General features: G+C 58.7%; 18 protein-coding genes. 12 read left to right on the top strand and 6 right to left on the bottom strand.

The window, feature by feature from the left end; translation table 11 throughout:
- The first annotated feature begins 49 nt into the window (after nucleotides 1-49).
- The 3 genes from bshB1 (at nucleotide 50) to NA78x_RS21630 (ending at nucleotide 3,389) form a co-directional block, all read left to right on the top strand.
- The gene (bshB1, locus tag NA78x_RS21620; protein WP_425614458.1) at nucleotides 50-742 is read left to right on the top strand and encodes a bacillithiol biosynthesis deacetylase BshB1; all 693 of its coding nucleotides are present in this window, start codon (nucleotides 50-52) and stop codon (nucleotides 740-742) included.
- A 436-nt stretch (nucleotides 743-1,178) separates the two neighbouring features.
- The gene (locus tag NA78x_RS21625; RefSeq protein WP_425614459.1) at nucleotides 1,179-2,054 is read left to right on the top strand and encodes an ADP-ribosylglycohydrolase family protein; all 876 of its coding nucleotides are present in this window, start codon (nucleotides 1,179-1,181) and stop codon (nucleotides 2,052-2,054) included.
- A gap of 63 nt (nucleotides 2,055-2,117) precedes the next feature.
- Nucleotides 2,118-3,389, top strand: a complete 1,272-nt coding sequence (locus NA78x_RS21630; RefSeq protein WP_425614460.1) for a hypothetical protein — start codon at nucleotides 2,118-2,120, stop codon at nucleotides 3,387-3,389.
- A gap of 6 nt (nucleotides 3,390-3,395) precedes the next feature.
- Here NA78x_RS21630 and NA78x_RS21635 read toward each other — a convergent pair whose 3' ends face one another.
- Entirely contained in the window at nucleotides 3,396-4,145 is a 750-nt protein-coding gene (locus NA78x_RS21635) for an SDR family NAD(P)-dependent oxidoreductase (protein ID WP_425614461.1), read from the bottom strand.
- Nucleotides 4,146-4,361: 216 nt separating this feature from the next.
- On the opposite strand from NA78x_RS21635, the gene NA78x_RS21640 reads away from it, so the two are divergent.
- On the top strand, nucleotides 4,362-4,676 hold the full coding sequence (locus NA78x_RS21640; protein WP_425614462.1) for a cupin domain-containing protein: 315 nt from the start codon (nucleotides 4,362-4,364) through the stop codon (nucleotides 4,674-4,676).
- Between the two features lie 16 nt (nucleotides 4,677-4,692).
- Here NA78x_RS21640 and NA78x_RS21645 read toward each other — a convergent pair whose 3' ends face one another.
- Nucleotides 4,693-6,027: a hypothetical protein gene (locus NA78x_RS21645; RefSeq protein ID WP_425614463.1), complete on the bottom strand. Its 1,335-nt coding sequence runs from the start codon at nucleotides 6,025-6,027 to the stop codon at nucleotides 4,693-4,695.
- Between the two features lie 327 nt (nucleotides 6,028-6,354).
- Here NA78x_RS21645 and NA78x_RS21650 point away from each other — a divergent pair, with 327 nt between their 5' ends.
- Nucleotides 6,355-8,340 (top strand): SGNH/GDSL hydrolase family protein, encoded by a 1,986-nt coding sequence (locus tag NA78x_RS21650; RefSeq protein ID WP_425614464.1) that lies wholly within the window; start codon nucleotides 6,355-6,357, stop codon nucleotides 8,338-8,340.
- Between the two features lie 92 nt (nucleotides 8,341-8,432).
- Here NA78x_RS21650 and NA78x_RS21655 read toward each other — a convergent pair whose 3' ends face one another.
- The gene (locus NA78x_RS21655) at nucleotides 8,433-9,890 is read right to left on the bottom strand and encodes a hypothetical protein (RefSeq protein WP_425614465.1); all 1,458 of its coding nucleotides are present in this window, start codon (nucleotides 9,888-9,890) and stop codon (nucleotides 8,433-8,435) included.
- 327 nt (nucleotides 9,891-10,217) lie between these two features.
- Entirely contained in the window at nucleotides 10,218-10,946 is a 729-nt protein-coding gene (locus tag NA78x_RS21660) for a HEAT repeat domain-containing protein (RefSeq protein WP_425614466.1), read from the bottom strand.
- A gap of 290 nt (nucleotides 10,947-11,236) precedes the next feature.
- Between NA78x_RS21660 and NA78x_RS21665 the strand changes: the two genes are divergently transcribed.
- From NA78x_RS21665 to NA78x_RS21690, 6 genes are all read left to right on the top strand, one after another.
- Complete coding sequence (locus tag NA78x_RS21665) at nucleotides 11,237-12,526, top strand: ArnT family glycosyltransferase (protein WP_425614467.1); 1,290 nt, start codon at nucleotides 11,237-11,239, stop codon at nucleotides 12,524-12,526.
- Nucleotides 12,527-12,535: 9 nt separating this feature from the next.
- Entirely contained in the window at nucleotides 12,536-15,865 is a 3,330-nt protein-coding gene (locus NA78x_RS21670) for an AsmA-like C-terminal region-containing protein (RefSeq protein ID WP_425614468.1), read from the top strand.
- A gap of 18 nt (nucleotides 15,866-15,883) precedes the next feature.
- Nucleotides 15,884-17,173: an MFS transporter gene (locus tag NA78x_RS21675; RefSeq protein WP_425614469.1), complete on the top strand. Its 1,290-nt coding sequence runs from the start codon at nucleotides 15,884-15,886 to the stop codon at nucleotides 17,171-17,173.
- 160 nt (nucleotides 17,174-17,333) lie between these two features.
- The gene (locus NA78x_RS21680; RefSeq protein ID WP_425614470.1) at nucleotides 17,334-18,353 is read left to right on the top strand and encodes a DUF1559 domain-containing protein; all 1,020 of its coding nucleotides are present in this window, start codon (nucleotides 17,334-17,336) and stop codon (nucleotides 18,351-18,353) included.
- A 66-nt stretch (nucleotides 18,354-18,419) separates the two neighbouring features.
- Nucleotides 18,420-18,842, top strand: coding sequence for a hypothetical protein (locus NA78x_RS21685; RefSeq protein ID WP_425614471.1), 423 nt, complete (start codon nucleotides 18,420-18,422; stop codon nucleotides 18,840-18,842).
- A 2-nt stretch (nucleotides 18,843-18,844) separates the two neighbouring features.
- Nucleotides 18,845-20,110, top strand: coding sequence for a cytochrome-c peroxidase (locus NA78x_RS21690; RefSeq protein ID WP_425614472.1), 1,266 nt, complete (start codon nucleotides 18,845-18,847; stop codon nucleotides 20,108-20,110).
- 593 nt (nucleotides 20,111-20,703) lie between these two features.
- Here NA78x_RS21690 and NA78x_RS21695 read toward each other — a convergent pair.
- Together NA78x_RS21695 and NA78x_RS21700 are read right to left on the bottom strand one after the other, a co-directional pair.
- Nucleotides 20,704-21,474: a hypothetical protein gene (locus NA78x_RS21695; protein ID WP_425614473.1), complete on the bottom strand. Its 771-nt coding sequence runs from the start codon at nucleotides 21,472-21,474 to the stop codon at nucleotides 20,704-20,706.
- A 96-nt stretch (nucleotides 21,475-21,570) separates the two neighbouring features.
- Nucleotides 21,571-22,284: a PTS sugar transporter subunit IIA gene (locus NA78x_RS21700; RefSeq protein ID WP_425614474.1), complete on the bottom strand. Its 714-nt coding sequence runs from the start codon at nucleotides 22,282-22,284 to the stop codon at nucleotides 21,571-21,573.
- 458 nt (nucleotides 22,285-22,742) lie between these two features.
- On the opposite strand from NA78x_RS21700, the gene wbaP reads away from it, so the two are divergent.
- Entirely contained in the window at nucleotides 22,743-24,209 is a 1,467-nt protein-coding gene (gene wbaP / locus NA78x_RS21705; RefSeq protein WP_425614475.1) for an undecaprenyl-phosphate galactose phosphotransferase WbaP, read from the top strand.
- Nucleotides 24,210-24,354: the final 145 nt, after the last annotated feature.

A 24,354-nucleotide genomic window follows, 5' to 3' on the forward strand; every position in this document is an offset into this window, starting at 1 on the left:
ATCTTGGTGAAGAGCGGTTTCACCAAGACAGTTTGCCGAAAGCCCACGCATGAATCTCGATTATCTCGTCATCGCCCCTCATCCCGACGATGCAGAACTGGGAATGGCCGGTGCCATTCTCAAGTTCAAAGCAGAAGGGAAAAAGGTCGGTATTCTTGATCTGACTAGTGGTGAACCGACTCCGCATGGCAGCCTGGAAATTCGGGCTCGCGAAACCCAGGCAGCGACCGATATTCTGGGCATCGATTGGCGCGGCAATCTTGGCCTTCCCAATCGCAGCTTAGAACCAACCCTCGAAGCCCGCGCCAAACTCGCTGGCGTGATTCGCGAACTTCGTCCCAAGTGGCTCTTTGCTCCCTACTGGGTCGATGCCCATCCCGACCACGTCGCCGCTACCCAATTGATCGAAGCGGCTCGTTTCTGGGCGAAGCTCTCCAAAACCGACATGCCCGGCCAGCCTTGGCATCCGCAACGAATCTACAACTATTACTGCGTGCACTTGAAGCAGGCTCCACAGCCCGCCTTCATCCTCGACATCACTGAGTTCTGGGACAAGAAACTCGCTTCGATTCGTTGCTACGAAAGCCAATTCGTCACTGGCCGTTCGACCGATCCGCCCACGTTCATCGAAGCCCTGCGCGACGAAGCGGCCTACTGGGGCAAAGCCATCGGCACCAAGTACGGCGAACCCTTCGCGGCCCGTGAGCCCCTCGGCGTGAAGAGCCTGGAAAGCTTCGTCTAGTGCGAACTTCGGCTCGATCGCCCTGTTCATCTTCGCGTAAATGTCCAATAACCCCCGGGTTTTTGGACAGGCAACCATTGTTGTTTTTTGTCGGAAGTGATGGCAAATGAACTATTTGCGACTCTCGCGCCAATTTTACCACTCACTCCTTTTGTCCAATAACCGGGCAAGTTCTTGGACAGGCCCCTCCATCGCAACTGCAGCCCGCACCTTGCGAGCACGACGCAATCCCATCGCGCATGGCCGGCACGTACCGCAGCCATCAAACTGTAAAAGAGCTATCCGACATTAGCCCATTATAATTATGTATTGCCAACTATGTCTATTGTTAATTCTTATCTTTTATTAACGACATGGCGGCCGAATGCTGGCAGACGGGCCACCTGACAGTAACACGGCAATTAGACTACTGCCATCTCATCTTCGAGGAGTCGCCTTGTCACCGCCTGATCGTATTCGTGGGTGTTTGCTGCTTGGCGCTTATGGGGACGCCCTCGGTTCAGCGCGCGAAAATATCTCGCCAAACTCTGTCGAAGTGCTTCGCTTGGGTAGCATCACCGACGACACGCAGTTGACGCTCGCAACTTGCGAATCCATTTGCGATGTCAGGCAAGTTTCGCCCGCACATCTGGCCGCGACCTTCGCCAGTTGGCATCGCCAGCGACGATTCACGGGCTTAGGCTCCAGTACCTTAAAAGCTCTCGTCGAACTCGAAGCGGGCCAGCATTGGGCGCTAGCAGGTGCAAAAGGTGAACGTGCGGCCGGGAATGGTGCAGCCATGCGGATCGCACCCCTTGCCTTCCGGCTCAATCCCTTTGAGGACGATGATCGTCGCACCATCCGCGACGTTTGTCGCATCACCCACCATCACGACGAAGCCTATATCGGCGCACTTGCCATCGCGCAGGCAATTTACCTGGTTGCCAATGACGAGCCTTCGCTCACTGAATTGCTACCACGCTTGGCCGTCTCTCTTCCCGATTCGCAAGTGCGCGACCGACTGCGAGAACTCGCGCCGTTGATTCCACAGCGAATCAGCATCGCGCAGATTGCCCAACAATTCGGCAATGGCGGCTTTGTCGCAGAATCGGTGCCGCTGGCCATCTATGCGGCCGGTATCCATGTCGGAGCAGTCAAAAAGACGCTCCGTGATCTTGTGATGACCGGCGGCGATGCCGATACGAATGCCTCCCTGGCGGGGCAGATCCTCGGCGCAGCGCTCGGCGAGACAAACCTGCCAGTCGAAGCAGCGGAGCTGTTCGCCGAAATCGCCGCTGCCAAAGAACTGATCGAAAAGTTTGCCCGGCTGTAACATTTGCTGCCCGCTTGCGCTTCGCCCTGTAGCGATTCAGCGCCTACACGACGCGGGGCAAATATGACCAAAGGCAATCCAAGCGGCAGTCAACAAGCCCGTCCCACGGGGGCGCCGCAAGCGGCAACGGCGACCGCGCCTCCGGCCAACGCCCGGGCCATTCTGCAAGCGACGTTACCCGACGTCTTAAAGCTGTTGACCTTGCCGCAGGTCACCAAAGTCCAGCGCGTGCTTGACGCAGCCGTCAATAATCCGGCCATCGAAAAAGAGGCTCAGGCCCTTTATCGCGACGCGATCAAAGTCTACGGATCACTGGTGGTGAAAGACCCGGCGAAAATTCGCCGCTACGAGCAAAAACGGAGTAAGTACATTTCAATCGGTGAGGCTGATAAGCGAATCAAACTCGATCACGAGGCGTTACTCGAATCCGATGCCCTCAAGCCTCGCACCGATAATCCCGACGAAGCCAACTATCTGCTTGAAGTCAGAAAGGCTCTCAAGAATCGCGGTGTTTATCTGCGCATGGCCGCGAAACTGGTGCGTGATCCCGAGGATAAGTCTCGGCACATCATCGATCCGCGGCAATGGGAAGTCTGGCTCTCGCTCGGACCCGATGGCGACTACATTCCCACCAAGAATGGCAAGCTCACGCGCGATTCCATCATGGGGACGACGGTGCTCGGCGCCGGCTACTACACGGCGGTTCACAACGGCCCCATGCAACGCAAGCTGAAGAACTTCATTCAGAAGCTGGGTAATGACATCGATTCCGGGATCGAAACGCATAATCTCTATGCCTCGATTCGTCGTCAGGCCTTTCCAGGAGTGCCGGCTGTTGCCGACAAGGTCGGCGGCGCTACGTTCCCCAGTCGCAAACCTTGGGACGATGCCAATAAACTGCTCCTGCGGGCGCTCGAATTGAATGTGAGCGGCAATGTTCACGAATCAATGTTGTTGCTGATGATCGCGGCGCTCTTGATTGAAGGGGAAGCCAAGAAACTGCACACCTACATCGAGCGAACCACTTCCGGTGCCGAAAGCATGGTCAAGGTGCTGACCGTCGTCCGCGATGTGGCGATCATCATCGAAAGCTGCCTGGTCATTGGCAAGGTTGTGCAACTCGCCCGTGGCGTCGCCGCCGCCACGCAAGCCGTCCGAGCCAAATCGACTCAACAACTGGCCGCCGAGTTCCTGGAATATGAATTGAAACGGAACCCTGGCCTCGCCAAAGACCTCAGCACCACGACGGTCGAAGTCATCAAGACAACCGCTCAAGGGACCGTGCGCCGCGGCGGAGCCTCCGGCGCTGGCAACGGCATGCACACGGGCTGGTGAACACCGCTATGCAATTCTGCTGGTGAGACCGCCGTCGATGACGACCGTTTCGCCGGTGATGTAGTCGTTGCAGATCAGAAAGGCCGCGACATCGGCCACTTGCTCGGCGGTTCCTTCGCGATGGAGCGGGATGCGGTTCTTGAGATTGTGCTGCTTGCGTTCTTCGCTCATGTCTTGATGAAAGCGAGTGCGGATGACACCAGGCGCGACGACATTGACCCGAATGTTGTCGTCGGCCAGATCGCGGGCCAGCGAGCGGGCCATTTGTGGCAGCGCGCCCTTGGCCGTGGCATAAGCGATGGCACCGGGAACACCGCGCACGCCTGCCGACGAAGAAATCATCAGGATTGCGCCTTCGCCACATTGCTTGAGATGCGGGATCGCGGCCTTGGCCAGATAGAAGTTGGCACTTACGTGCAGGGCCATCGTGTGCTCCCACAACTCGGGCGTCACTTCTTCGGTCTTGCCGAACGCCGGACCACCCGCGTTGTGAACAAGCACATTCAGCTTGCCAAAGTGCTTTGCCGTTTCTTCGACGACGCGAGCACACTCACTGGCCACTGCCATATCGGCCTTGATGAGCAGGCACTTGCGCCCCAGTTGTTCGACTTGCGTCTTCACTGCGTTTGCATCGTCACCCAAGTTCCGCGCACAGATCGACACATCTGCTCCGCGCTTGGCTAGTTCCAACGCAATCGCGGCACCAATGCCCAGCGTGCCACCGGTGACGAGAGCGGTCTTTCCCGTGAGTTCCATATTCGCTTGTTCCTGATTCTTCGTATTCGTTTCTGGCATTTTAGCCAGGTTGTTCGCCGCTCATCATAGGCTGCTCCTCACTCGTGCGTGAGACCATGAGTTTCGTCGTGGCAGTCTATCCACATCAACGATGTGCCCATTAATAATGTGTTAGCCTGGAGAATTCAGCAGGCTCTGGCCAAAGACGTCGATTCAAACAGGTAGGCGAAGCGAACCATGACGACTTACACTCATATTCTCGATCTAGCCCGAGAGGCCGAACCGCCAGTCGATGGCATCTACAGCCGCACAGTGTTTCAGGATGATCGAACCAAGGCCGTCGTCTTCGGTTTCGGCGAGGGGCAGGAGCTATCGGAACATACGGCGGCAAAACCGGCGATGCTGTTTTTTGTAAAGGGCGAGGCAACTGTCGGGCTTGGTGACGACACGCAGGCAGCTCAAGCGGGAACTTGGATTCACATGCCGGCAAACTTGAAGCACTCGATCACGGCGAAGACTCCCGTGGTAATGTTGCTGGTGTTGTTGAAGTGATTGCGAATCGTCTGCCTTAGCGAGCATCCTCCACGCTATCGGCACTCGGCGGCGACTTCAAACCCACAGTGTTCACTACAATGACTCGATAAGTGTGCTTCAAGCCCGGCTTGGCGGTGGAGTCAACAAAGCGCAGCAGTACCAGCGGTTGCGTGGGCGTGTCACTGTATTGCAGGTTCTGAAAGATCGGGCGACCGAAGGGGTTGTTGCTCTTCTCGGGAATGGTCATCAAGAGCTTACCGTCGCGCTCGATGATGAAACTCGCGAGTCCACTTTCCAAATCGGCTTCCGCGTCCCAGCGGAGTTCGTTGCCGCTGACTCGCACGTTGGTCGGCGCGAGAGGCGGAGTCGTGTCGCCCACGTTCGAATCTTTGACGTACTGCATCCACGCCCGTGCCATCGACTCGTTCGGCAGCCATCCGGCTTTGCGCGCATCACCCTTGAACTTTGCAGCCGCGACAGCTTCCGCGCCCGTAGGCTCCGCGAGGTAAGCAATCTCGGTCGGCATTTCTTGAAGTGGCTCGCCGCTGGACTTCGACAATCGTGCGCTCAGGCACGCATCGAGCCAGGGAATCGCCAGGTACCGTTGATTGCCACAGTCGTGACTTGAAAGGGGATCGACGGCCACGCCGATCAAGCCGCCTTGAGAACGTACTTCGCCAAAAAATGCTTCGTTCGCTGGCCACACGCCAGCAAAGCGACTGTCTTTAACCGTGACGCCTTCTTTCGTTCCCAGATTGCACATCAGGGGTACCTTCAGAGCGGCAGCAGGAAGCGTGTGGGCTTTGATTCCGGCGCGGGCTGGGTCTGCTTTCAGCAGCGGAACACCGGAACGGAGCCACGCGGCCGCGACGCGGTCTGGATGCAAGAGCACCATGCCCCCAGCCCAGTGACCGCCACCGCTGTGTCCCCACAGGGCCCACGGAACCTTGGCTAATTCTGGATGGCCAGATTTTGCGCCCAAGTCGCCGAGGCACTTTTCGAATGCCTGGCCCGAGCCGTTACGCGGATCACACCACATCTGGCAGTCTGCCCTTTCCGGCTGCTCATAGGAGGGCGCGAGCAGGGCGCAGTCATGTTTTTTTGCCAGTGCTTGCCAATGCAAATCGTAAGCACCCGTCAGGCCCGACTTGCACGAGCCTTCGCCACAGCCGTGCTGATGCACGATGACACCGCGCAGCTGCTTAACGCCCGGAGGAATCCAAACCGTGTAGTTGACCGGAAACATCAATTCGCCGGGCTCTTTCGAGGCCTCGTAGCGCACGCGATAGTTAGGCGCGTTCGCTGGTGGAAACACATCGTAGGGCGGCTGTTGCGCCAAGGCAGGAAGCGCGATCAACAGCAGGGTCACGGCACTCGCTGCGCACCAGCACCACAGAGAACGTCGGTCACACAACATCGGATTTCCGCTTGAAAAAGGAAGACAGGTGGCCTTTCAGGAATGCTATCTTACCGCGAGTGAACCTGCTGTTGGTTCGTGAAATAAGAGCTTGTTAAAAAGTCGCGACGAGAGAATCTTCCCACATAAAGATTTGCTGCTTCTCAAGTTTAGCGCGCCCACTTCTGCGGGGGGCCGTGCCTTAGCACTTGTCGGGACATATCTGCGACCTCCCCTCGTTCGGTTCGCGGTCCCGCCTGCTTGCTGGTTCTCCACAAGGTTGATCCTTGGAGGTTCACGATGAAAAAGGCCCGCCGAAGCTGCGGTTCATCCGCGCGCAAACTCATTCGCTTTTTCAGCATTCCCGCTGCGAAAGGTCTGCGAACTTTCGAATCCTTGGAGGCAAGGCAAGTTCTCACGCTGCTGCCGTTGGCTCCGCTGGCGGCTGATGATTTATTCGCGACGAACGAAGATCAGTTGCTCGTGGGAAATGTGATCGCCGGCGGTGGCGCCGATACGTCCGCAGCTGCGGGCTTGCCGATGAAAGTCATCGCCGTGGATGGCCAGAGTACGGTTTCCGCACCCACGCTGCAGACAGCCGCCAGTGCCACGTTGACGATCGCCGCGAATGGCAGCTTTTCCTACGATCCGTCGACCTCTCCCACGCTCAGCGCGATCCCGACGGGAAGTTCAGGCGTCGACACGTTTGAATACACGCTGGCCCCCGACTTCAGCGATGTGTTTGTCTTCGGCGATAGCCTCTCAGATCAGGGACGCCTGTTTGCGGCCACGGGTGGTCAGTTTCCGCCGGATCCGCCCTACTTCCAAGGCCGTATTTCGAACGGCCCGGTTTGGGTCGAGTCGTTTGCCGAGCAACTGGACCTGCCGTTGTCGCTCGCCAATAACTTCGCCGTCGCAGGCGCTGAAACGGGCGTCGGAAATTACAACGAGACGCTGCTGCAAACCGATTTGCCAGGTCTGACGAATGAGCTGCAGCTGTATCTTGCCGGTCTTAATGGTCAGGCTGCTGATCCCAACGCCCTGTATGTAGTGTGGGCCGGTGCGAATGACTTCTTTGGCGACTTGTCGGATCCCACGGCTGTCATCACCGAAGCGGTAACGAACTTGGTGACAACGGTCGGCACCCTGCAGACCTACGGTGCCCAGCACATCTTGGTGATGAACTTGCCAGACCTGGGATTAACGCCATATGCCCAGAGCGTCAATCAGTCCGCTGGATTGACCGCGCTCTCCGGCTTCTTCAACACCGCTCTCACCGGCGCGTTGTCACAGCCTGGCCTGAACGCGACGATGATCGACATTTTTGGCCTGTTCCAAACCGTGGTTGCCAACCCGGCCGACTATGGCCTCACGAATGTGACCGCCGCCTGTTTCGATGGTGCCGGGGTTACTGGCAACCCCGCTGACTTCCTCTTTTGGGATTCGGTTCATCCCACCGCCGCCGGCCATCAGATCATTGCCAATGAGGTGTTGAAGGCAATCTCCGACACCGCCGAGGTGACGATCAATGTGGCTAACACCACGACGCTGCCGCAACTAACGATCACCAACTCGCCCGGCGTGGGCCTGCGTAGTCTGGAACTGCAACTAGCGGCCAGCGACGCTTCGCCCGCCGATCAAGCGGCACCGTTCCAGTACAGCATTCAATGGGGCGATGGCACTCCGGTGCAAGTCGTAACCGCTCCAGCCGCCGGTACCACGGTCTCGCGTACCTATGCGTCTGGCAATGTGCGGCAAGTCACCGTTTCAGTCCAGGATCAAGATGGCAACAACAGCGAGGTGCATCAACAAACGGTTGTCTGGGGCACGCAATCGAGCGACGTGCTGACGGCCATTGGTTACGGCAGCAACACCGTGCGAGTGTTTGACGGCGGACAGATTCTCGCGACGGTGAACACCGCCACCACTGACCGCATCGTGCTGTTTGGCTTGGGCGGCAGCGACCTGATGTCGGCCATCAATGTCTCGATCCCGCTCGAAATGCATGGCGGTGGTGGCAACGATTCCATCACCGGTGGCAGCGCGAGTGACATTCTGCGTGGTGGCGGTGGCCACGACACCATTTTGGGATTGAACGGCCATGATCTCATCTACGGCGATGCCGGGAACGATCTGATCTTCGGCGGCAACGGCGACGACAGCCTGTTTGGAGGCGAGGGAGACGACTTTATCTTCGGCGACCAAGGCAATGACCATCTCTACGGCGGCGTCGGCCTCGACTGGCTGATTGACTTCCTCGGCACCAACTCGCGCGATGACGACTAACGAGGCATTGCGATTTCTAACTGCCAAACGAAACTGGCCACGACAACATCGTGGCCAGTGTTTGAAATCGGTGCTTGCGATCGCTTTGCAGCTTAGCGAGTGACCGGGCTTTTGTGTGCCAGTTGCTCGGCACGCTTGCCAGGAACACCGCCGAAGACGCGCTCGTCGTACAGAGCGAGAGCGTGCAAGCCGTGGCCGAGAGGACCGATGTTCCACTTCTCGTTGCGACCGTCATAGAGCAGCTTGGTAAGGTAAGCGACGCTCTTTTCCATCTTGGGGTCGGTCAGTTCATCTTGTGGCAACGAGTATGCAAGCCATTCGGTGATGTGCCCCGTTGTTTCCAGCCGGCGGCTTGGTGGACCATTGTCGCCGCGACCAGCGAACCATTCCGTGCTAAAGCTGCCATCCGGATTTTGCAAGCGGAAGGTGTATTGGTGATAGGCGTCGATGAACTTCTTCGCTCGCAGCCATTGGCCTTCCATCACTTCGCCCCGCTGCTGACGCTTACGGACCGAGTAGCTGAGGCCGGTCAAACGGTGCGTACCACCGCAGGCCGCGCCCACAATCTTCTGATTCAACTCTTCTTTGATCAGGCGAGGAATATCCCAGGTCTGACCATCGTTGCTGTTCCACGATTCATCGGAGCGCAGGTAATGCGTCAGAGCGATCAGCTTGAAGGTGAGTTCGGTGTTCGGGCGGCAGGTGAGCTTTTCGTGTTCGATTAGGTCGGCAACCGCAAAGTCGCGGGCATCGACTTTCATGGGGAAGGTGGTCTTCACACGTGACTGCGCCAGCATCGCCAGAAACTGACCGGCGTGACCTTGCACTCCGGGTCCGATGCGGGCCTGCAGTTGGCCGCCTTGGGTGTAGAACAATTGCTGGCCGTTGCAGTTGCCATTGAAGCAGAGATAGCCGATCGCGTTGGCTCGTTGACCGTTGACAATGAGGTTTGAATCGACGCCGTAGGCAATCATCGCGTGCATGCAGGCCCAGGGACTGCGCGAGGCGATGTTTTCGGGGCGATGATAGTAGTGGCCGAGGCACTCACGGATTTCGTCGCGCAGTTTGATCTGCTCGATGGTCAGTTCGATTTCTTTCGCCGCTGGCAATGGCTTGGGTTCAGCGGGGCCCATCGGCTTCGCTTCATCGCCTTCGTCTGCTGACTTTTTGTCCGCAGGTTTCTCTTCGCCGGTCAGTTCGTCGAGGCTCTTCTTAGGAGCAACACCTTCGTCTGGCTTGGCTTCGTCATCCTTGGCCGGTGGATCGAGGAAGAAGGCTTCTTCGAAATCGACTAGCTGAATGTCGCTAGCGGCCGACTGACCAATTGTCTTCAGCTGCACTGGTTCCGTGACCAGCGAAAGAGGCGAGTCTGCGCGCTTGGCTTGTCGCAGCAGCGGCTCAGCAGCGGGCGATTCGCCCTTGGATTCGTCAGCCCGTATCGAGCCACGACCTCCGCTAGCAGCTTTGTCTGCCGAGTGAGTGAACAGCAGGTTGCACGCCAGTGCGAGCAGACCGAACAAAGCGGTGAACGAGAGAGTCGTACGAATCATGAAGTAGCTTTCGCTCGACGTGATAGCAATGTTAGTTCTGTTGAGGGCAGGCGAACGAATTCGCCAAGCCCGCTAGCAGTAACTCTGCCGGTTGTATTGCCAGGGTAGTAGCCACGCTGCTTCCGCCGCGCGTCGTGGGTAGGTCCAATATCGGAACCGCACCGCAGCGATGCCCAGCCTGTGGCGAAAAAAACTGACCACTCAAGTTGCGGGTTGGTTAACCTGCGGAATGTACGGATCCTGGCTGATGGCGAAACTTGTCCTACTCCGCCGAAAGGTGTGATTCGCGGTGCTGGGAGGGCCTGCGAATGCTTGCCGGTTGTCCGCTTACCACCACCACAGATTCTCACGAAACTGCTGGGCCAGCGAAGGTGCGGGGGGCGCCTTGGGTGTGCCACCTTGCACGTACTCTCGCCAGGCGGAAGCGCTGTAGCCGTAATCTTTACCCGTAACCGTGCGCAGCGAATCCATTGCGGCATGCTGCAAGGCAGGGTTGTTGTCGTCGATGGCTACCGCTAGTGCTTGAGCGGCCTGCGGATCGCGGAACTGGCCGAGCCCCTTCGCGGCCACTAGCCGCACATCGGGATCGTTGTCGTTCGCTAAGGTTTGACCGAGGATTTCCAGTGATTTGGCATCGGGGTTCTTTCCCAATGCGACACAGGCCTGGCGACGAACGTAAGGGTCGCTGTCGTTGGCAGCCATTTGCACCGCAGCGCGAGCCTGTTCGGTCGGAAGTGCGGCGAGTGTCTGTACGAGCGCCGTGCGCATTACGACGGCTTCTTCTTTTTGCAACTGCACGGCGAGTTCGGCGCTGTAGCGTTGCTGCTCTTCGGGAGGCAACGATGGGGCGCGGTCGCGCAGATCGGCGAGGTCCTTCACTTTGCGGTGATACGTCGGCGCATAGGCCTCGTCGGCCTTCCAGTCCTTGGTGACCCACGGATTCCAGCTGCGCAGTTCGGGCACCTGGCCGGATTCACAGCCCGTGAGCAGACCGCCGCAGCACAGCAGGGCTGCGCAGCAGAGCCGACGTCGGTTGATTGCAGAATCGAAGCTCAAGGATGTTTTCCTGCGCAATGTGCGGTGACGCGAAGTGCCTACGACCGCCCAGGAAGCGCGGCCGAGAACAACACTGGTCGCGACTTATAGCAGCGGGCCAAAAACCGAACCAGACGAGTTTTGGAGCGACAGCACCGATCCTTCGATAGCGAAGCTGCGCCACTGCTGGCAAGAGCTAAAGCCGCCTGTTGACTTGCCTTGTGGCAATATCTCATTTCTTCTACGATTCCCGCGCGTACTCCTTGTGTCAGCGCCTGCCCCATCCCCTGCGGTATTCATTAGGCTCTTGCATGCTCTCTGTCGCTCGTACTCGTTGGGCACTCGCAGCCATCTTGGCTGTAGCGCTCGTGGTGCGACTAGGGGCTGCGGTGTGGTGGCAAAGCCGAGTACCCGCTGGCCAGCGGTTTGGCTTTCCCGATAGCGAAAGCTATTGGCAACTCGCGCAAAAGATTGCTGCCGGAGAACCGTACGCTTACGGTCCGCAGCAGTACCGCGTGTTTCGCACACCCGGCTATCCCTTGCTGCTCAGCGGCCTGTTTGTCGTTGGCGGTGCCGATGTGCCGGTGATGAGCGGGCGCGTACTTTCGGCGCTGCTGGGCACGCTCACGGCCTTGCTCGCAGCGATGCTCGCCTGGCGCCTGTTCGATGAAAGAACGGCGCTGCTCACGGCACTGGCGATTGCGATTTATCCAGAAGCAATTGCGCAGAGCGTGTTTGTGCTGAGCGAAGCTCCGTTCACGCCGCTGATGATCGTCCAACTGCTCGCCTGGATTGCCGCCTGGCGAGCTTCCACAAAACGAAACTTCGTGTCGTGGTCACTCGTCGCGGGAGTCGCCGCCGGACTTGCCACGCTCATGCGACCAAGTTGGCTCTTGTTCACACCCTTCGCGGTTGGCATCGGTCTGATCGTGGCCAGCGAGCGACTCAAGCAATTGCAAATCGGCCTGTTGATGCTCGCGGGCCTCTCGGCGGCGATGGCTCCCTGGTGGTATTACACGTTTAGCGTGGCTGGTCGCTTCGTGCCCACTTCGTTGCAAGTAGGTGCCAGTTTGTACGACGGCCTAAGCCCCACAGCCAACGGCGCTAGCGAGATGAGCTTCGTCGCTGAGTACGAAAAACTGCAGCGGGAGTTCGATGCTGCCCATCCACCGACTGCCGGTCAATTGTTCGAAGATCGACTCGACGAGCGAATGAAGCAAGCGAGCATTCAGTGGGCGAAGAATAATCCTGCGCGAGTGCTGCAACTCGCCTGGATCAAGTTCGTCCGCATCTGGAGTCCCTGGCCCAACGCGACGGAGTTTCGCAGCAACACGCTGCGGCTCGTGCTGATGCTCAGCTATGCGCCGGCGATGGTGCTGGTGGGCCTCGGCCTCTGGCGAACTCGTTCGCTCGGTTGGCCCGTGTGGTTACTCGTACTGCCTGCCATCTATTTTACTTCGCTGCATGTAATCTTTGTCAGTTCAATTCGCTATCGCCAGCCAGCGATGATTCCGCTGCTAATCCTCGCCGCCGTCGCTGTTGCCTGGCTCATGAATCGTTGCTGCCCCCGTCCTGTTCATAGCAAGACTCCCCTCAACTAACGCACACGCATGGCCTCGGCACCGAACATCTCGACGAGCACTTGGGGCTCTGCCTTGCGGCAGCAGACCGTGCGCGTCGTGCTGGTGGTGTCGCTCGTGTTTGCAGTTCTCGTTGCCGTGCGGTATTACGGCGTGAACAAACTCGATCGCGAAATTCGAGATCGCTTCGAGCAACGCCTGCGCGATCACTACAGCGGATTGCAGGTGAGTGTGCGCTCGGCTCGGCGACTGGAGTCTCGCGGCATTGAGATTCGCGGCATCACGATTCGAGAAGCCGGTGGCTCGACCGCGCCCGTGATTGCGCAGATCGAAGAAGCGATCATTCACTGCGATACCAGCCTGCCAGAGTTGCTAACGAAGATTCCCCACATCAGCCGGATCGATGTTCGCCGCGTGAAACTGCGTGCTGAACGAAAACCGAGCGGTGTGTGGAACGTCAGCCACTTGCTTCCCCTTCCCTCTGTCGGTGGCCAAGCTCCGCACGCGACGATTGCGGACGGTACCGTCGAAGTCATTGATCCTTCACAAGGCAACACCAACCCGCTTACGCTGCGCAACATCGAGCTGACCATCGGGTCTGCCGACACCAGCACGGCACCGCTGGCCGCACCGAGCGCGCCGCTGACAGCGCCAGAAAGTCCTTCACCAGCATCATCTTCGCTGCGGGTGCAGGGTTCGATTGCGGGTGACCACTTCGAACGAGTCGAGATCGAAGGGACCATTCAGCCTTTCGCCGGCAGTTGGGATTTGCGCGGAGCCGTCGAGGGACTCGAGTTCAGTCCTCGCTTGCGAGCCGCCTTACCGCGCGAAGCTGGCGAGCTGCTGGCTCCGCTGTCGTCGGTGCGCGGTCGCACGCAGTTTGGCTTTCATGTCAGCTGTCCGACGACGCAAGCTCGCAAGGAACATGGTGCCAGCATCGACTTTGTTGCTCACGGCAAGATCGCCGAAGGGCGTATTGACGATGCTCGCTTGCCCGATCCACTCACCGATGTGCAAGCCACGATTCGCCTTGATCCCAAGGGTGTGTGGATCAACGATCTGACGGGCCGTTGCGGGCCAGCCACCATTCAGCTGAATGCAGAATTGCACGGCTACTCGCTCAGCAGTCCCTGCCAGATTGATCTCGTCGCGGAACGCGTCAACTTGGACCGGCTCACCGTCAACGAACTGCCAGAAACGATGCAGAATGTGTGGAACAGCTTCGCGCCGCGTGGCATCGTCGATATCAGCACGCGGCTGACCTCCGATGGCCACCGCTGGACGCCAGAAGTGACGGTGAAGTGTCACAATCTTTCGTTGCAGTATGAAAAGTTTCCCTATCGCATGACCGATGCCAGCGGCACCGTGGAGCTGAAGGACGATCACCTGAAGGTTCGTCTGGAAATGGTTGGCGGTGGCAAGATCATCGCCTGCCGCGCAGAAATCGATCATCCGGGGGAAGACTTCAGCGGTTGGTTGCAACTGCATTCGCAAGGTGGCCCGCTGGCGATTGATGATCGCCTCATCAATGCGTTCACGCCCAGTTCGCAACTGATTGTGCGCAAGTTTCAACCTCGCGGCGCGATCTCGTTTCTGGCGAAAGTCGAACGCGCGCATGCTGGCGCGCCGCTACACCGCACACTCGATGTCACTTTGCACGACCTGACCATTCAGCACGAAGCGTTCTCGTATCCCATCGATCGGGTGAATGGTTCGCTGCGGATGACCGATGACAATTGGGTCTTCACGAACCTCAGCGGCCGTAACGACAGCGGATACATCGTTGGTCATGGCAAGTGGCAGAGCAGCGCGGCCGATGGCAACCAACTTGAACTGAACTTCACCGCCAGCGACATTCCGCTCGAAGACGAACTCCGTCGCGCACTATCGCCAGCGATGCAACGTCTGTGGGTCAACATGCGGCCCCGCGGCAATATCGATCATTTACAAGTGCAGGTGAAATACAATCCCTCGACCCATCACACGTCGGTTGCCGTCGATGCGGAAAAGTGGGCCCCGAATCGCAATGTCGAAGGTCGAACCATCTCCATCGAGCCGACCTGGTTCCGTTACGGTCTCGATAATCTCACCGGCAGCTTTCATTATCGCGACGGTCAGACCTCGCTGCAGAACATCACGGCCACGCATGGCCGGCTGACATTGACGACCGAAGGTCAAACGCAGTTGTTGTCCGACGGAGCTTGCCGCGTGGAACTATCGCGAGTAACAGCCGACCGGATGCAAGTCGATCACGAACTGCTCGCGGCCTTGCCGCCGGGCTTTGCCGCGTCGCTCTCGAAACTGGCCATTGTGGGTCCGCTCAATATGCAAGGCGCGCTCGGCATTACGGTGCCCGCCAATGTGGAACAGTCGCCGCAGATCGATTGGGATCTCAATTTTGATATCGAAAACGGTAGTCTCACGGCCGGTGTGCCTATCGAGCACATCCATGGCGCGGTCAGGCTGCGCGGTCGTAATCAGGCAGCTTCGTTCGAAAATCGCGGTGAGTTGCAGATCGACTCCGCCGTGGTTCGCGATGTGCAATTGACGCAGATTCGCGGCCCGCTGGTTTTCGATGCCGAACAGCTTCGCTTTGGCGCGTGGGCCGAGCGCGACTTGCCCGATCGCATTCCGCGGCAACTAACGGCTAACGTCTTTGGCGGCGCCATCGCCTTGGATGGCCAGATGCGATTTGGACAAGAGTTGCCGTTTCAACTGCAGGCCTGGTTGGAACAGGGTGATCTGGCGACCATCGTTCGCGAGATGGCCCCGCGCCAACAACGACTCGGCGGCAAGGTCTTCGCAGTCGTCGCTCTCTCCGGCACGGGCGAAGGCGTGCATACTTATCGCGGGCAAGGGCAAGTGCGCCTCCGCGATGCCGATATCTACGAGCTACCCGCGATTCTCTCGATGCTCAAGCTGTCGGCCATTCAACGGCCCGATCGAACAGCATTCACGCAGAGCGATATCGACTTCCGCATTGAAGGGGACGATCTCGAATTGGATCGGATCGAACTCGCCGGAGATGCGATCACGCTCAAGGGACGCGGCCGGCTAACGTCGGGTCGCGAGATCAACATGCAGCTCTACACGCAGGTCGGTCGCGACGAACTACAGATCCCCATCTTCCGGCCATTGATTGGTGAAGCCAGCCGGCAGTTTCTGCTGTTTGACGTGACCGGTCCCGTCGATCAGCCCGTCGTGCAACGGCAAGTCTTCCCGCAGCTGAACGAACGGTTGCAAGAACTCTTCCCCGAACTTGCCCAACTGGGCGGCGTGCGCCAAGAGAATCGCCCGGGACTCGGCAGTTCGCTCATCAAGTCGACCAAAGACACGCTGATGCCGTGGCGCAAGCCATAAGTTGCTATTCTTCATCTCATGGACAAACCTCCAAGCGAACATCCTGGCCGTTGGTTTCAGCTCACTTGCCTTTCGCTCTGCAACCTGCTCGCAATGACGCTGTGGTTCTCGGTCAGTGCGGTCGCGCCCGCTTTGAAGAATGCCTGGGATCTCTCGCCGCTGGAACAAGCCTGGCTGACGATCAGCGTGCAGATTGGCTTTGCCGCCGGAGCGCTCGCGAGCGCCGTTTGGAATCTGGCCGATCGCTGGCCCGCGCCGCGCTTGCTGGCGCTATCGGCCTTGGGTGGTGCGCTGCTTAGTGCGGCGATTCCACTGGCGATTGCCAACGGGTTTGCCCAAACCACGACGGGCTTTCTGATTGTCCTCTTACTGCGCGCTGCGACCGGGGCGATGCTCGCCGGCGTTTATCCGGTCGGCATGAAGCTGATGGCCTCTTGGTTTCGCCAAGGTCGCGGGCTGGCGATTGGCATCATGGTTGGGGCACTGACGATCGGCTCGGGGCTGCCTCATTTGCTCCGCACGCTGTCGCTCGATCACTGGGCTGCGATTGCCTGGCCCACTTCGGCCGGTCCACTCCCCGAGACCTGGCGGTTGCTGCTGTTGGCGGCAAGTGCTTGTTCGCTCTTGTCTTCGCTCCTCGCAATCGTGTGTTTGCAGACCGGTCCCTGGCTACCGAAAGCAGCGACGTTCGACTGGTCATACTTTGTGAAGATGTGGCGCGACGAACCGATTCGCCGCGCAAACTTCGGCTACCTCGGGCACATGTTCGAACTGTATGCCATGTGGACCTGGGCTCCGCAGTTGCTGCGCGATGCTTTCAAAAAGGCAGAGTTGCCGCTGGATTCTGCTTACCTGGCCAGCTTTGCGACGGTGGCCATCGGTGGACTCGGTTGCATCGCCGCCGGCCGCTTTGCCGACCGACGCGGCCGTTGCCTCACAACGATTCTCAGCCTGTTGATCTCCGGTACGTGTGCCCTCGTCGCCGGCAGTCTGTTCGATTGGCCTGTTCTGCTCACCATCGTGTGCCTGATTTGGGGACTGAGCGTCATTGCCGATAGTGCCCAATTCAGCGCTGCCGTTTCGGAGCTGTGCGACCAGCAATATGTCGGCACGGCTCTGGCGATTCAGACCTGCACCGGCTTCTTGCTCACCACCATCACCATCGCGGCCTTGCCACTGCTGCAAGGCTGGTTGGGTTGGCCCCTCGCCACTGCAGTCTTGGCGATTGGCCCCGCCGTGGGCATTTGGCAGATGGCCCGCTTGCGAACGCTTCCCCAGGCAACACGCTTGGCGGGTGGTAAGCGATAAGTGGCAATCGCATCTCGCTGCAAAACGTACAAGTTGCCCAAAAGTTGCATTCCAATTAGTTTTTGTTAACATCTGCCTGCAGTCCAACTAAACTCCGGTCGATACGGGGGGAATGTCCACCCTCTGAATTGGAACCGCCTCTCCACCTGCAGCCTCTCCCATGTTTAAGCACCACCGCCGCGCGGGCTTCACGCTCGTTGAACTTCTCGTTGTGATTGCCATCATCGGCGTCCTGGTCGCCTTGCTGCTTCCCGCCGTACAGGCCGCGCGCGAAGCTGCTCGCCGCACGCAGTGCAAAAACCATTTCAAGCAACTGGGCCTGGCTCTTCATAACTATCACGACGTCCACAAGATCTTGCCGCCCGCGCTGCAGTTCTGGAACGGCGACGATGCCCGTACGAGCGACAATTTTCGCGCGAACTGGATCATCATGACCCTCCCCTTCATGGAACAGCAGCCGCTGTACGAGTCTTTCAATTTCAATGTGCCGATCTCCGATCCATTGAACCGGAATGCTCGCGGCACCAAGGTGCAGGCACTGCTGTGCCCTTCCGACGGCTTTACCCGGACGAAGTTCAAAGGGCTGACCACCACCGAAGGTGACAATTGGCAGCGCGGCAATTATGCGGCGAACGGCCACGCCTTTTTCATTCAAGACAACGGCTTCAACGACGATCGACGACGTGGCGTGATGGGTGTGAATGTCAGCTTGAAGTTTTCCGAGATCACCGACGGCTTGAGCAATGCGATGATGGCTGGCGAAGTTCGCTCCGGCGTCACCGACCAGGATCGTCGTGGCGTCTGGGCCATGGGAACTGCAGGTTCGTCGGCACTGTTCAAACATGGCTGCGGCGGCGATGCCAACGGTCCGAATGCGCCGAACGAACGATCGGACGATATCGAAGGCTGCGATATCCTCTACACGACTCCCGGCGCCTCGTTCCTCAACACCCAGAGAATGGGCTGTTGGCAAACTTGCAATGCCAGCCAGCAAGCCACGGTGCGCAGCACACATCCCGGTGGCACCGTCATTTTGATCGCCGATGGCAGCGTACATTTTATCTCAGAAACGGTTCAAACAACGGGCGAGCACGGCGCGTGCACCAATCCCGAGGCCGTTTGGGATCGGCTCATCAGTAGCGGCGACGGCGATACCATTCCCGGCAGCATTCTGAACTAACTCGATTCTGAACTTACTCGGTTTGGTCGTAGTTGCGGTTCCCTTTCCAGTCGAGGTAGAAATTCTGTGCGCACGTTCTCGCTGTTGTTGTTGATGATGGTTGTGGTGGCGGTCACCGGTTGTAATCCGAAGGGGGTTAATCCCGTGCGGGGAAAAATCAGCTTTGCCGGCGGTCAGCGGCCTGCTGCCGAAATCGCCGTCATTCGCTTTGAGCCCGTTCACGATCCCAACGCTGCGGAAGGAACCTTCAAAGCTGCTTCGGGCGACATCCAGCCTGACGGTACTTATCGCCTGACGACCTTCGATCCCAACGACGGAGCGTTAGCCGGCGAGTACAAGGTGGTGTTCACGGTTCTCAAGACCTACATGGGACGCGAGTCGCTCGTCGACAAAAAGTTCACGACGGCTGCCACCACACCCTTCACGGCGTCGGTGAAATCGGGCAGCAACAGCTTTGACTTTGACTTGGCCGCTCCGCCGAGTAACTAGGCATGATCCGCTGGCTCGATCTCGCGCATGGTTGTCGTTTACCGGGGATCCTGCTCGCTCTCATAGTACTGAGCGTCGCCACTTTTGGCTGCACGCCTCCAGCAAGTTCACCATTGGCCGCAAACCTCGCGGCCGATCAAATGGTTGGCAAAAAGCTTGTGTTGGGATCGCCTTCGCTGACCGCGGGAATTCCCGGCACCGGGCCGCTGACCATTCCGGAGATTCAGCGGTGGCTTGCTGAGCCAGCGAATCACCAGCCTTTGGAAGTGGCACTACCGCTGGGGCTTCGTGCGGCCGAATTCTCCCTGCCCGCCGACAATCCGCTGACGCGGGCCAAGATCGAACTCGGTCGGCAGTTGTATTTCGACCCCAGGCTGTCGAAAAACCAGCATCAGGCCTGTATCACCTGCCATCAACCACTGAAGCGGTTCGCCAGCGATCCCTTGGTTCACCCGCGGTTGCGCGAAACGGCCGCCGGGTTCAATCGCCTGCTCGGGGGCGAGCAGTTCTGGGACGGTCGGGCGAAATCGCTTGAAGAGCAGATTCGCTTTACCGTCGAGCACCCCGATGAAATGGATACGACGCAGGCAGAATGCGTGCGGCAAATCAGCGAGGTCGAAGGTTATCGGCTGCAGTTCGCCGCGATCTTCGGACGGCTGGACTTCGCCGCGATCTGTCAGGCGATTGCCTCCTTCGAGCGCACCATCGTCACCGGGCCCTCCCGCTGGGACTATCACGTGGAGCTCGAGCGGCTGGAAACTTTGCGAGGAACGAAAGACTTCGATCCGAATTACTATGCCGCCATTCAGCAGGCGGTGGAACGAGAGCCGCTGTCGGCAGCGGCCAAGCGCGGCAGCCAGTTGTTCTTCAGTTCGCAACTCGATTGCAGCCGATGCCACAGCGGGCCCAACTTCACCGACGAGAAGTTCCACGATATTGGGCTGCGTCAGCAAGTGCCGACCACCTTCACGGTGCGTAAGGAAGCAGACGACCTCGGCCGCTATCCAGTGACCAAGCGCGAGGAGGATCGTTACGCGTTCAAGACTCCGACGCTCCGCAATGTCGAAATCACCACTCCCTATATGCACGATGGTCGATTCGAGACCCTCGAAGGGACGCTCGACTTTTTCTCGCGCGGCGGCGACATCTCCAACCCGGGCATTCACCCCCTGCGTCTGACCGAAGGCGAAACTCGCGACCTGGTCGAGTTCCTGAAGTCACTGACAAGCGATGTTCCCCAGCCCGCCGATCGCCTGCCTGAAAAGTAGCCCTCACGGTGGGGCTCGTCGCGGGAAGCCTTTCGGAACTGCCCCGCGTCCAAGCACGATGTCGACCCACGCTACTGCCTGCGCCGCGGTTGAAAGTCGTAATTTTCTGTGACCAGACTAGTCACGAACGTCTGTACAATTGGCAATGGAAGTTCTTTGGAAATCTGGTGGCAGTTAATTGTCCATGGATCAGGTAGACAACCATCTATTCATCGACAGTGACTGATCCTTATTAGCAAAAACAGTGATTAGAAGGTTATCAGTGGATCAATAAGTGACTTCTTATTGCGGAATAATTCCTGCCCTTCGCGACTACTGTCGGCAATTCGCTGCGTGGCAAACTGGGCAAGATTAGTGAGCGAAAAGAAGTTATCAAACGGTTATCAGGAAAACGGCAAATAACCGATTTTCTGCCCCCTAACCGCTGAGCAGGATTGAGCTTGAGACAAAAAGGAATCGCGAAAAAACTCGTCAAAAAGTTATCAGACGAACGTAAGAATGTCGCTCGGTGATAACTTCTTGGACGATCGCTTTAGGGAAGATCACGGGCCCTTCGCGATCGGCTGCAAAGTGCGGAAGTGGTTATCAGAACGCTATGCGGCGAGGCGGATGCTGGCGGGGCTTACCGGAGCAAGAACTGCGGCCAGGGAGTGCTGAAGGTCGGCTACGTCGAAGGGCTGGGCGAGAACGAGGGAAATGTCCAGTTCGCGGGCCCGGGCAAAATCGCTGGGGCGAGGATGGGCCACGAGCAGGATCTCGGCGGCCGGTTGCGGAGCCGGAGACTGCTTGGAGGCTGGTTGCCAGTTCTGCCAGGCGGGCCAATCGGTGAAGAGGCGAACCGCTGGCTCGCTGGAGAGTCTCGGCAAGTGGTCGGGTTGCCAGATGGTTCGATAGCCTAGCGACTGGCAGAGTCCCGCGAGACCTTGATAGTCGGTGAAGTTGGCGGCATGGATTGCCAGCCAGTCGCTTCGGTTCGGGTGAGTGGCTAATTGGGTGCTAGTTATCAGGGTTCGCAGTTTGCGAGGTTCGTGATGCCAGGGAATCAGAGTGACGCCGGCCAAGGGCTTGCCGCTGCGCTTCTCGCCTTCGCTGAAGACGCCAGTGATGGCGAAGAGTTTGGCCTGAGGAATCGCTTCACGCAGGGCTTCGACTTCGGGTTGGGAGAATTCTCCCGAGCGAGATTGCAGCCAGACGATGGCGGCGGGTTCGTGCGAGCGGGGCAGCGGTTGGTCGCTGGCAACTTGCCAAGCAGCGAGGACATCGGCGGTCTGTTCGAACGCATAGATGACCGCGAACTGGCGCAGGGCCCGTTCGCAGGCGACGAGTTCCGGCGCAAGGTGCTGGCCAATGGTGACGATGAGCATGTTCTTCAAACCTGAGCCGGAAGCGTCAGCGCCCGGAGGGTATTGCGCTACCGGCCAGCAATCTCCGGGCGCTGACGCTTCCGGCTCAGGTAGGCATTACAGGTCGGGCAGCAGCAGTTCCAGGCGACTGACTTCGGCCAGCAAATCGCTGGGCGTATCGGAAAAACGCAGGGCTTCCAAAAAACCGGGCGAGCCAAGCAACCGGCTGAGCCGAGCGAGGGTTCGCAAGTGGCCGGCATCATCGACGGAACAGATCAGGAAGAAAAGGTCAGTTAGCTGGCCATTTTCAGCCCCGAAGGGAATGCCCCGACCGGTACGCCCCAAGGCAATAAATGGCTGGGCCAATATGTGCGGTAAGGGGCGACGGGGGTGCAGCAGAGCAACGCCGGACTCAAGGGCGGTGGGATGCAGATTTTCGCGGGCTCTGACCGCTTCCGCCATTTTCTCGGGATCCCAGAGAAAACCGGTGCTAGCGGCCAGTTCACACATATCGCTGATGACCGAAGCCTTGGTGCGGGCTTCGAGGGGGAGAGCAATCCCTGCCGGGGCCAACATTTCCGCAATTCGGACCGAAGACTGAATTTCCTGAGCTTGGCGGTTGAGAACTCCCTCGACCTGCTCGAGATCCTCGGCATCGGCGGCTCCGATGCGATCCTCCAACCAGTGATGGATCTCCGCTAAGGAGAACCGCCATTCCCCCCCGATCCGCCTTCCGGGGACCGTGCCACGTTCTGCCATCCGCTGGACTTGCGCGGGCATCAGGTGAAGGTACTTGGCGAGGCTGTCGAGATCGAAGTCGTCACGGCTCATGGAAGGCGTCGAGTTGGCGGAAGTGGTGAAGGGGCTTGGATTTTCGCTCGTTAGGGCGGCTGGTGTCTAGCCTGATTTGAGCGGGACCCGAACTTTAATGAATTTGCGGCAATGTAGTAGGTCTGGCATTGATGTGCCACTTTACATCGTTTGATCGTCAAACTACTCTGAAACTCTCCCAGGTTAACTGTACGGATTTTTCCTACCTAAACCCCCCAGCCAAAGTCCTGCCTCGCTCCTGCAGTTGTGTGGTGAACACCCTCTCCCCCTGGGTTTCACAGCTGCGGAAATGAATGACAGGACTTGGCACCCCCCAGGATTGGTAAGCGGAATTTTTGGTTCTTTCATCTCCGGCAGATGATGGAAGTGCCCCGCTCGCCTTGCATATGACACCAGAAGACTTAAGCACCCCCGTATCTGCTACCGCGCGAACTTCGCGCGCTCGTCCCGCGATTGCGGTGACCGAACATTTCGACTTGGAACGTGGCGCGCAGCCATCACGCCCGCTGCCGGCTTACGGAACTCGCAATGGCTGGCCGATGACGGCCCTGTTGCTAGTCGCCGACATGGTCGCGATTGGCTCCGGCTTGGCAGTATCTGCCTTGTTGGTTGCCTGGTGGCGAAATGCCTGGGGCGTGCCGAACGTCGACTCTCTGCGGATGGCCGGCGGCTACTCGGCCGCCATGTTACTCGCCCTGCAATCGCAGGGCCTGTATCGCGCCTTGCAGCTTCGCCCGGCAGCAGAGCTGCGCGCGGTTTGGCTCACGAGCCTGGCCACCGTCTGCTTACTGGGAACCATCTTGTTTGCCATGCCAGACTTGTCGGTGGGCAAGTGTGCCTGCTTAACCTTAGCAGTGTTGGTCTTCGCCCTGGTTGCTCCGCTGACCCGAGCCATTGTGCGCCTGACCGCTGGTCGCACGAAGTGGTGGGGACGCAAGGTGATTGTCGTGGGCGGCAGCCGTCGTGGACTCGTTGCCTATCGATTGCTACAGCGCTTTCCGGCGATGGGTTTGCGTCCGGTTGGGATTGTCGAAGACGTGATGTCTCGCTCAAGTGCCGACGAAGTCGAGGGCTACCTCGGGCAGTTCGACGATGTGTGTGAGATCGCCAAGCAGCATGGTGTCGATACGGCGGTGCTCGCCATGTCGCCCCACTTTGACGACGACACACGCCGCATGATTTCTCGCGGTGGTATGGGCATTCGTCATTGGATTGTGATGCCCGAAGCGCACGGTATGCCTCACCTGTGGGCCACCGCTGGCGAAGTTGCCGGGCAACCTGCCCTGGCGATGCAAGTCGGCCTGCTTTCGCCCCTGGCGCTCTTCACCAAGCGAGTTTGCGACGTGCTGATCGTCGGCTTCGGTGCTTTGCTGGCTTCGCCGCTGCTGATCTTCATTGCCGCTGCGGTTCGGCTGAGTTCGCCGGGACCGATCTTCTACTCGCAGGAACGAATCGGTCGTCACGGCCGCCGCTTTCGCGCTTGGAAGTTCCGCAGCATGGTGCCGAATGCCGATCAGGTTTTGAAAGACATTCTGGCCAAAGATCCAGCCATGCGAGCCGAATGGGAAGCCGATCACAAGCTGAAGAAAGATCCTCGCATCACCTGGATTGGCCACATCATTCGCAAGACCAGCCTCGACGAGTTGCCACAGTTGTGGAACATCTTTGTGGGCGAGATGAGCCTGGTTGGGCCCCGCCCGATCGTACAGGCCGAGATCGAGAAGTATGGCGACTGCTACGAGCAATACGTGGCGGTGACGCCAGGCCTCACGGGCTTGTGGCAGATCTCTGGTCGAAACAAGACGACCTACGAACAGCGTATCGAATATGACGCTTATTACGTACGAAACTGGTCGCTGTGGCTGGACCTGCACATTCTGGTGAGCACCGTGCGGGTTGTATTGCTCCGCGAAGGTGCTTTCTAGGTGAGATTGCCATTCAGCGGCATTGCCGCCTCTCGGCAGATTTTGCGACCTGACTAAACTGGAAAGTGGCTGACTGACACTCAGCCACTTCACTTTTTAGCCCTTCCCAAAAGATCACTGGTCTCTCACCATTGATCGGAGTTGC

It is taken from the genome of Anatilimnocola aquadivae (genome assembly GCF_049819085.1).
Classification (GTDB): Bacteria; Planctomycetota; Planctomycetia; order Pirellulales; family Pirellulaceae; genus Anatilimnocola.

Coding starts and splice junctions, on each gene's coding strand:
- NA78x_RS21700 (WP_425614474.1), bottom strand. CDS start 22,284: ATGAGCCGTGACGACTTCGATCTCGACAGCCTCGCCAAGTACCTTCAC.
- NA78x_RS21640 (WP_425614462.1), top strand. CDS start 4,362: ATGACGACTTACACTCATATTCTCGATCTAGCCCGAGAGGCCGAACCG.
- NA78x_RS21650 (WP_425614464.1), top strand. CDS start 6,355: ATGAAAAAGGCCCGCCGAAGCTGCGGTTCATCCGCGCGCAAACTCATT.
- NA78x_RS21630 (WP_425614460.1), top strand. CDS start 2,118: ATGACCAAAGGCAATCCAAGCGGCAGTCAACAAGCCCGTCCCACGGGG.
- NA78x_RS21655 (WP_425614465.1), bottom strand. CDS start 9,890: ATGATTCGTACGACTCTCTCGTTCACCGCTTTGTTCGGTCTGCTCGCA.
- NA78x_RS21675 (WP_425614469.1), top strand. CDS start 15,884: ATGGACAAACCTCCAAGCGAACATCCTGGCCGTTGGTTTCAGCTCACT.
- bshB1 (WP_425614458.1), top strand. CDS start 50: ATGAATCTCGATTATCTCGTCATCGCCCCTCATCCCGACGATGCAGAA.
- NA78x_RS21680 (WP_425614470.1), top strand. CDS start 17,334: ATGTTTAAGCACCACCGCCGCGCGGGCTTCACGCTCGTTGAACTTCTC.
- NA78x_RS21635 (WP_425614461.1), bottom strand. CDS start 4,145: ATGGAACTCACGGGAAAGACCGCTCTCGTCACCGGTGGCACGCTGGGC.
- NA78x_RS21670 (WP_425614468.1), top strand. CDS start 12,536: ATGGCCTCGGCACCGAACATCTCGACGAGCACTTGGGGCTCTGCCTTG.
- NA78x_RS21665 (WP_425614467.1), top strand. CDS start 11,237: ATGCTCTCTGTCGCTCGTACTCGTTGGGCACTCGCAGCCATCTTGGCT.
- NA78x_RS21695 (WP_425614473.1), bottom strand. CDS start 21,474: ATGCTCATCGTCACCATTGGCCAGCACCTTGCGCCGGAACTCGTCGCC.
- NA78x_RS21690 (WP_425614472.1), top strand. CDS start 18,845: ATGATCCGCTGGCTCGATCTCGCGCATGGTTGTCGTTTACCGGGGATC.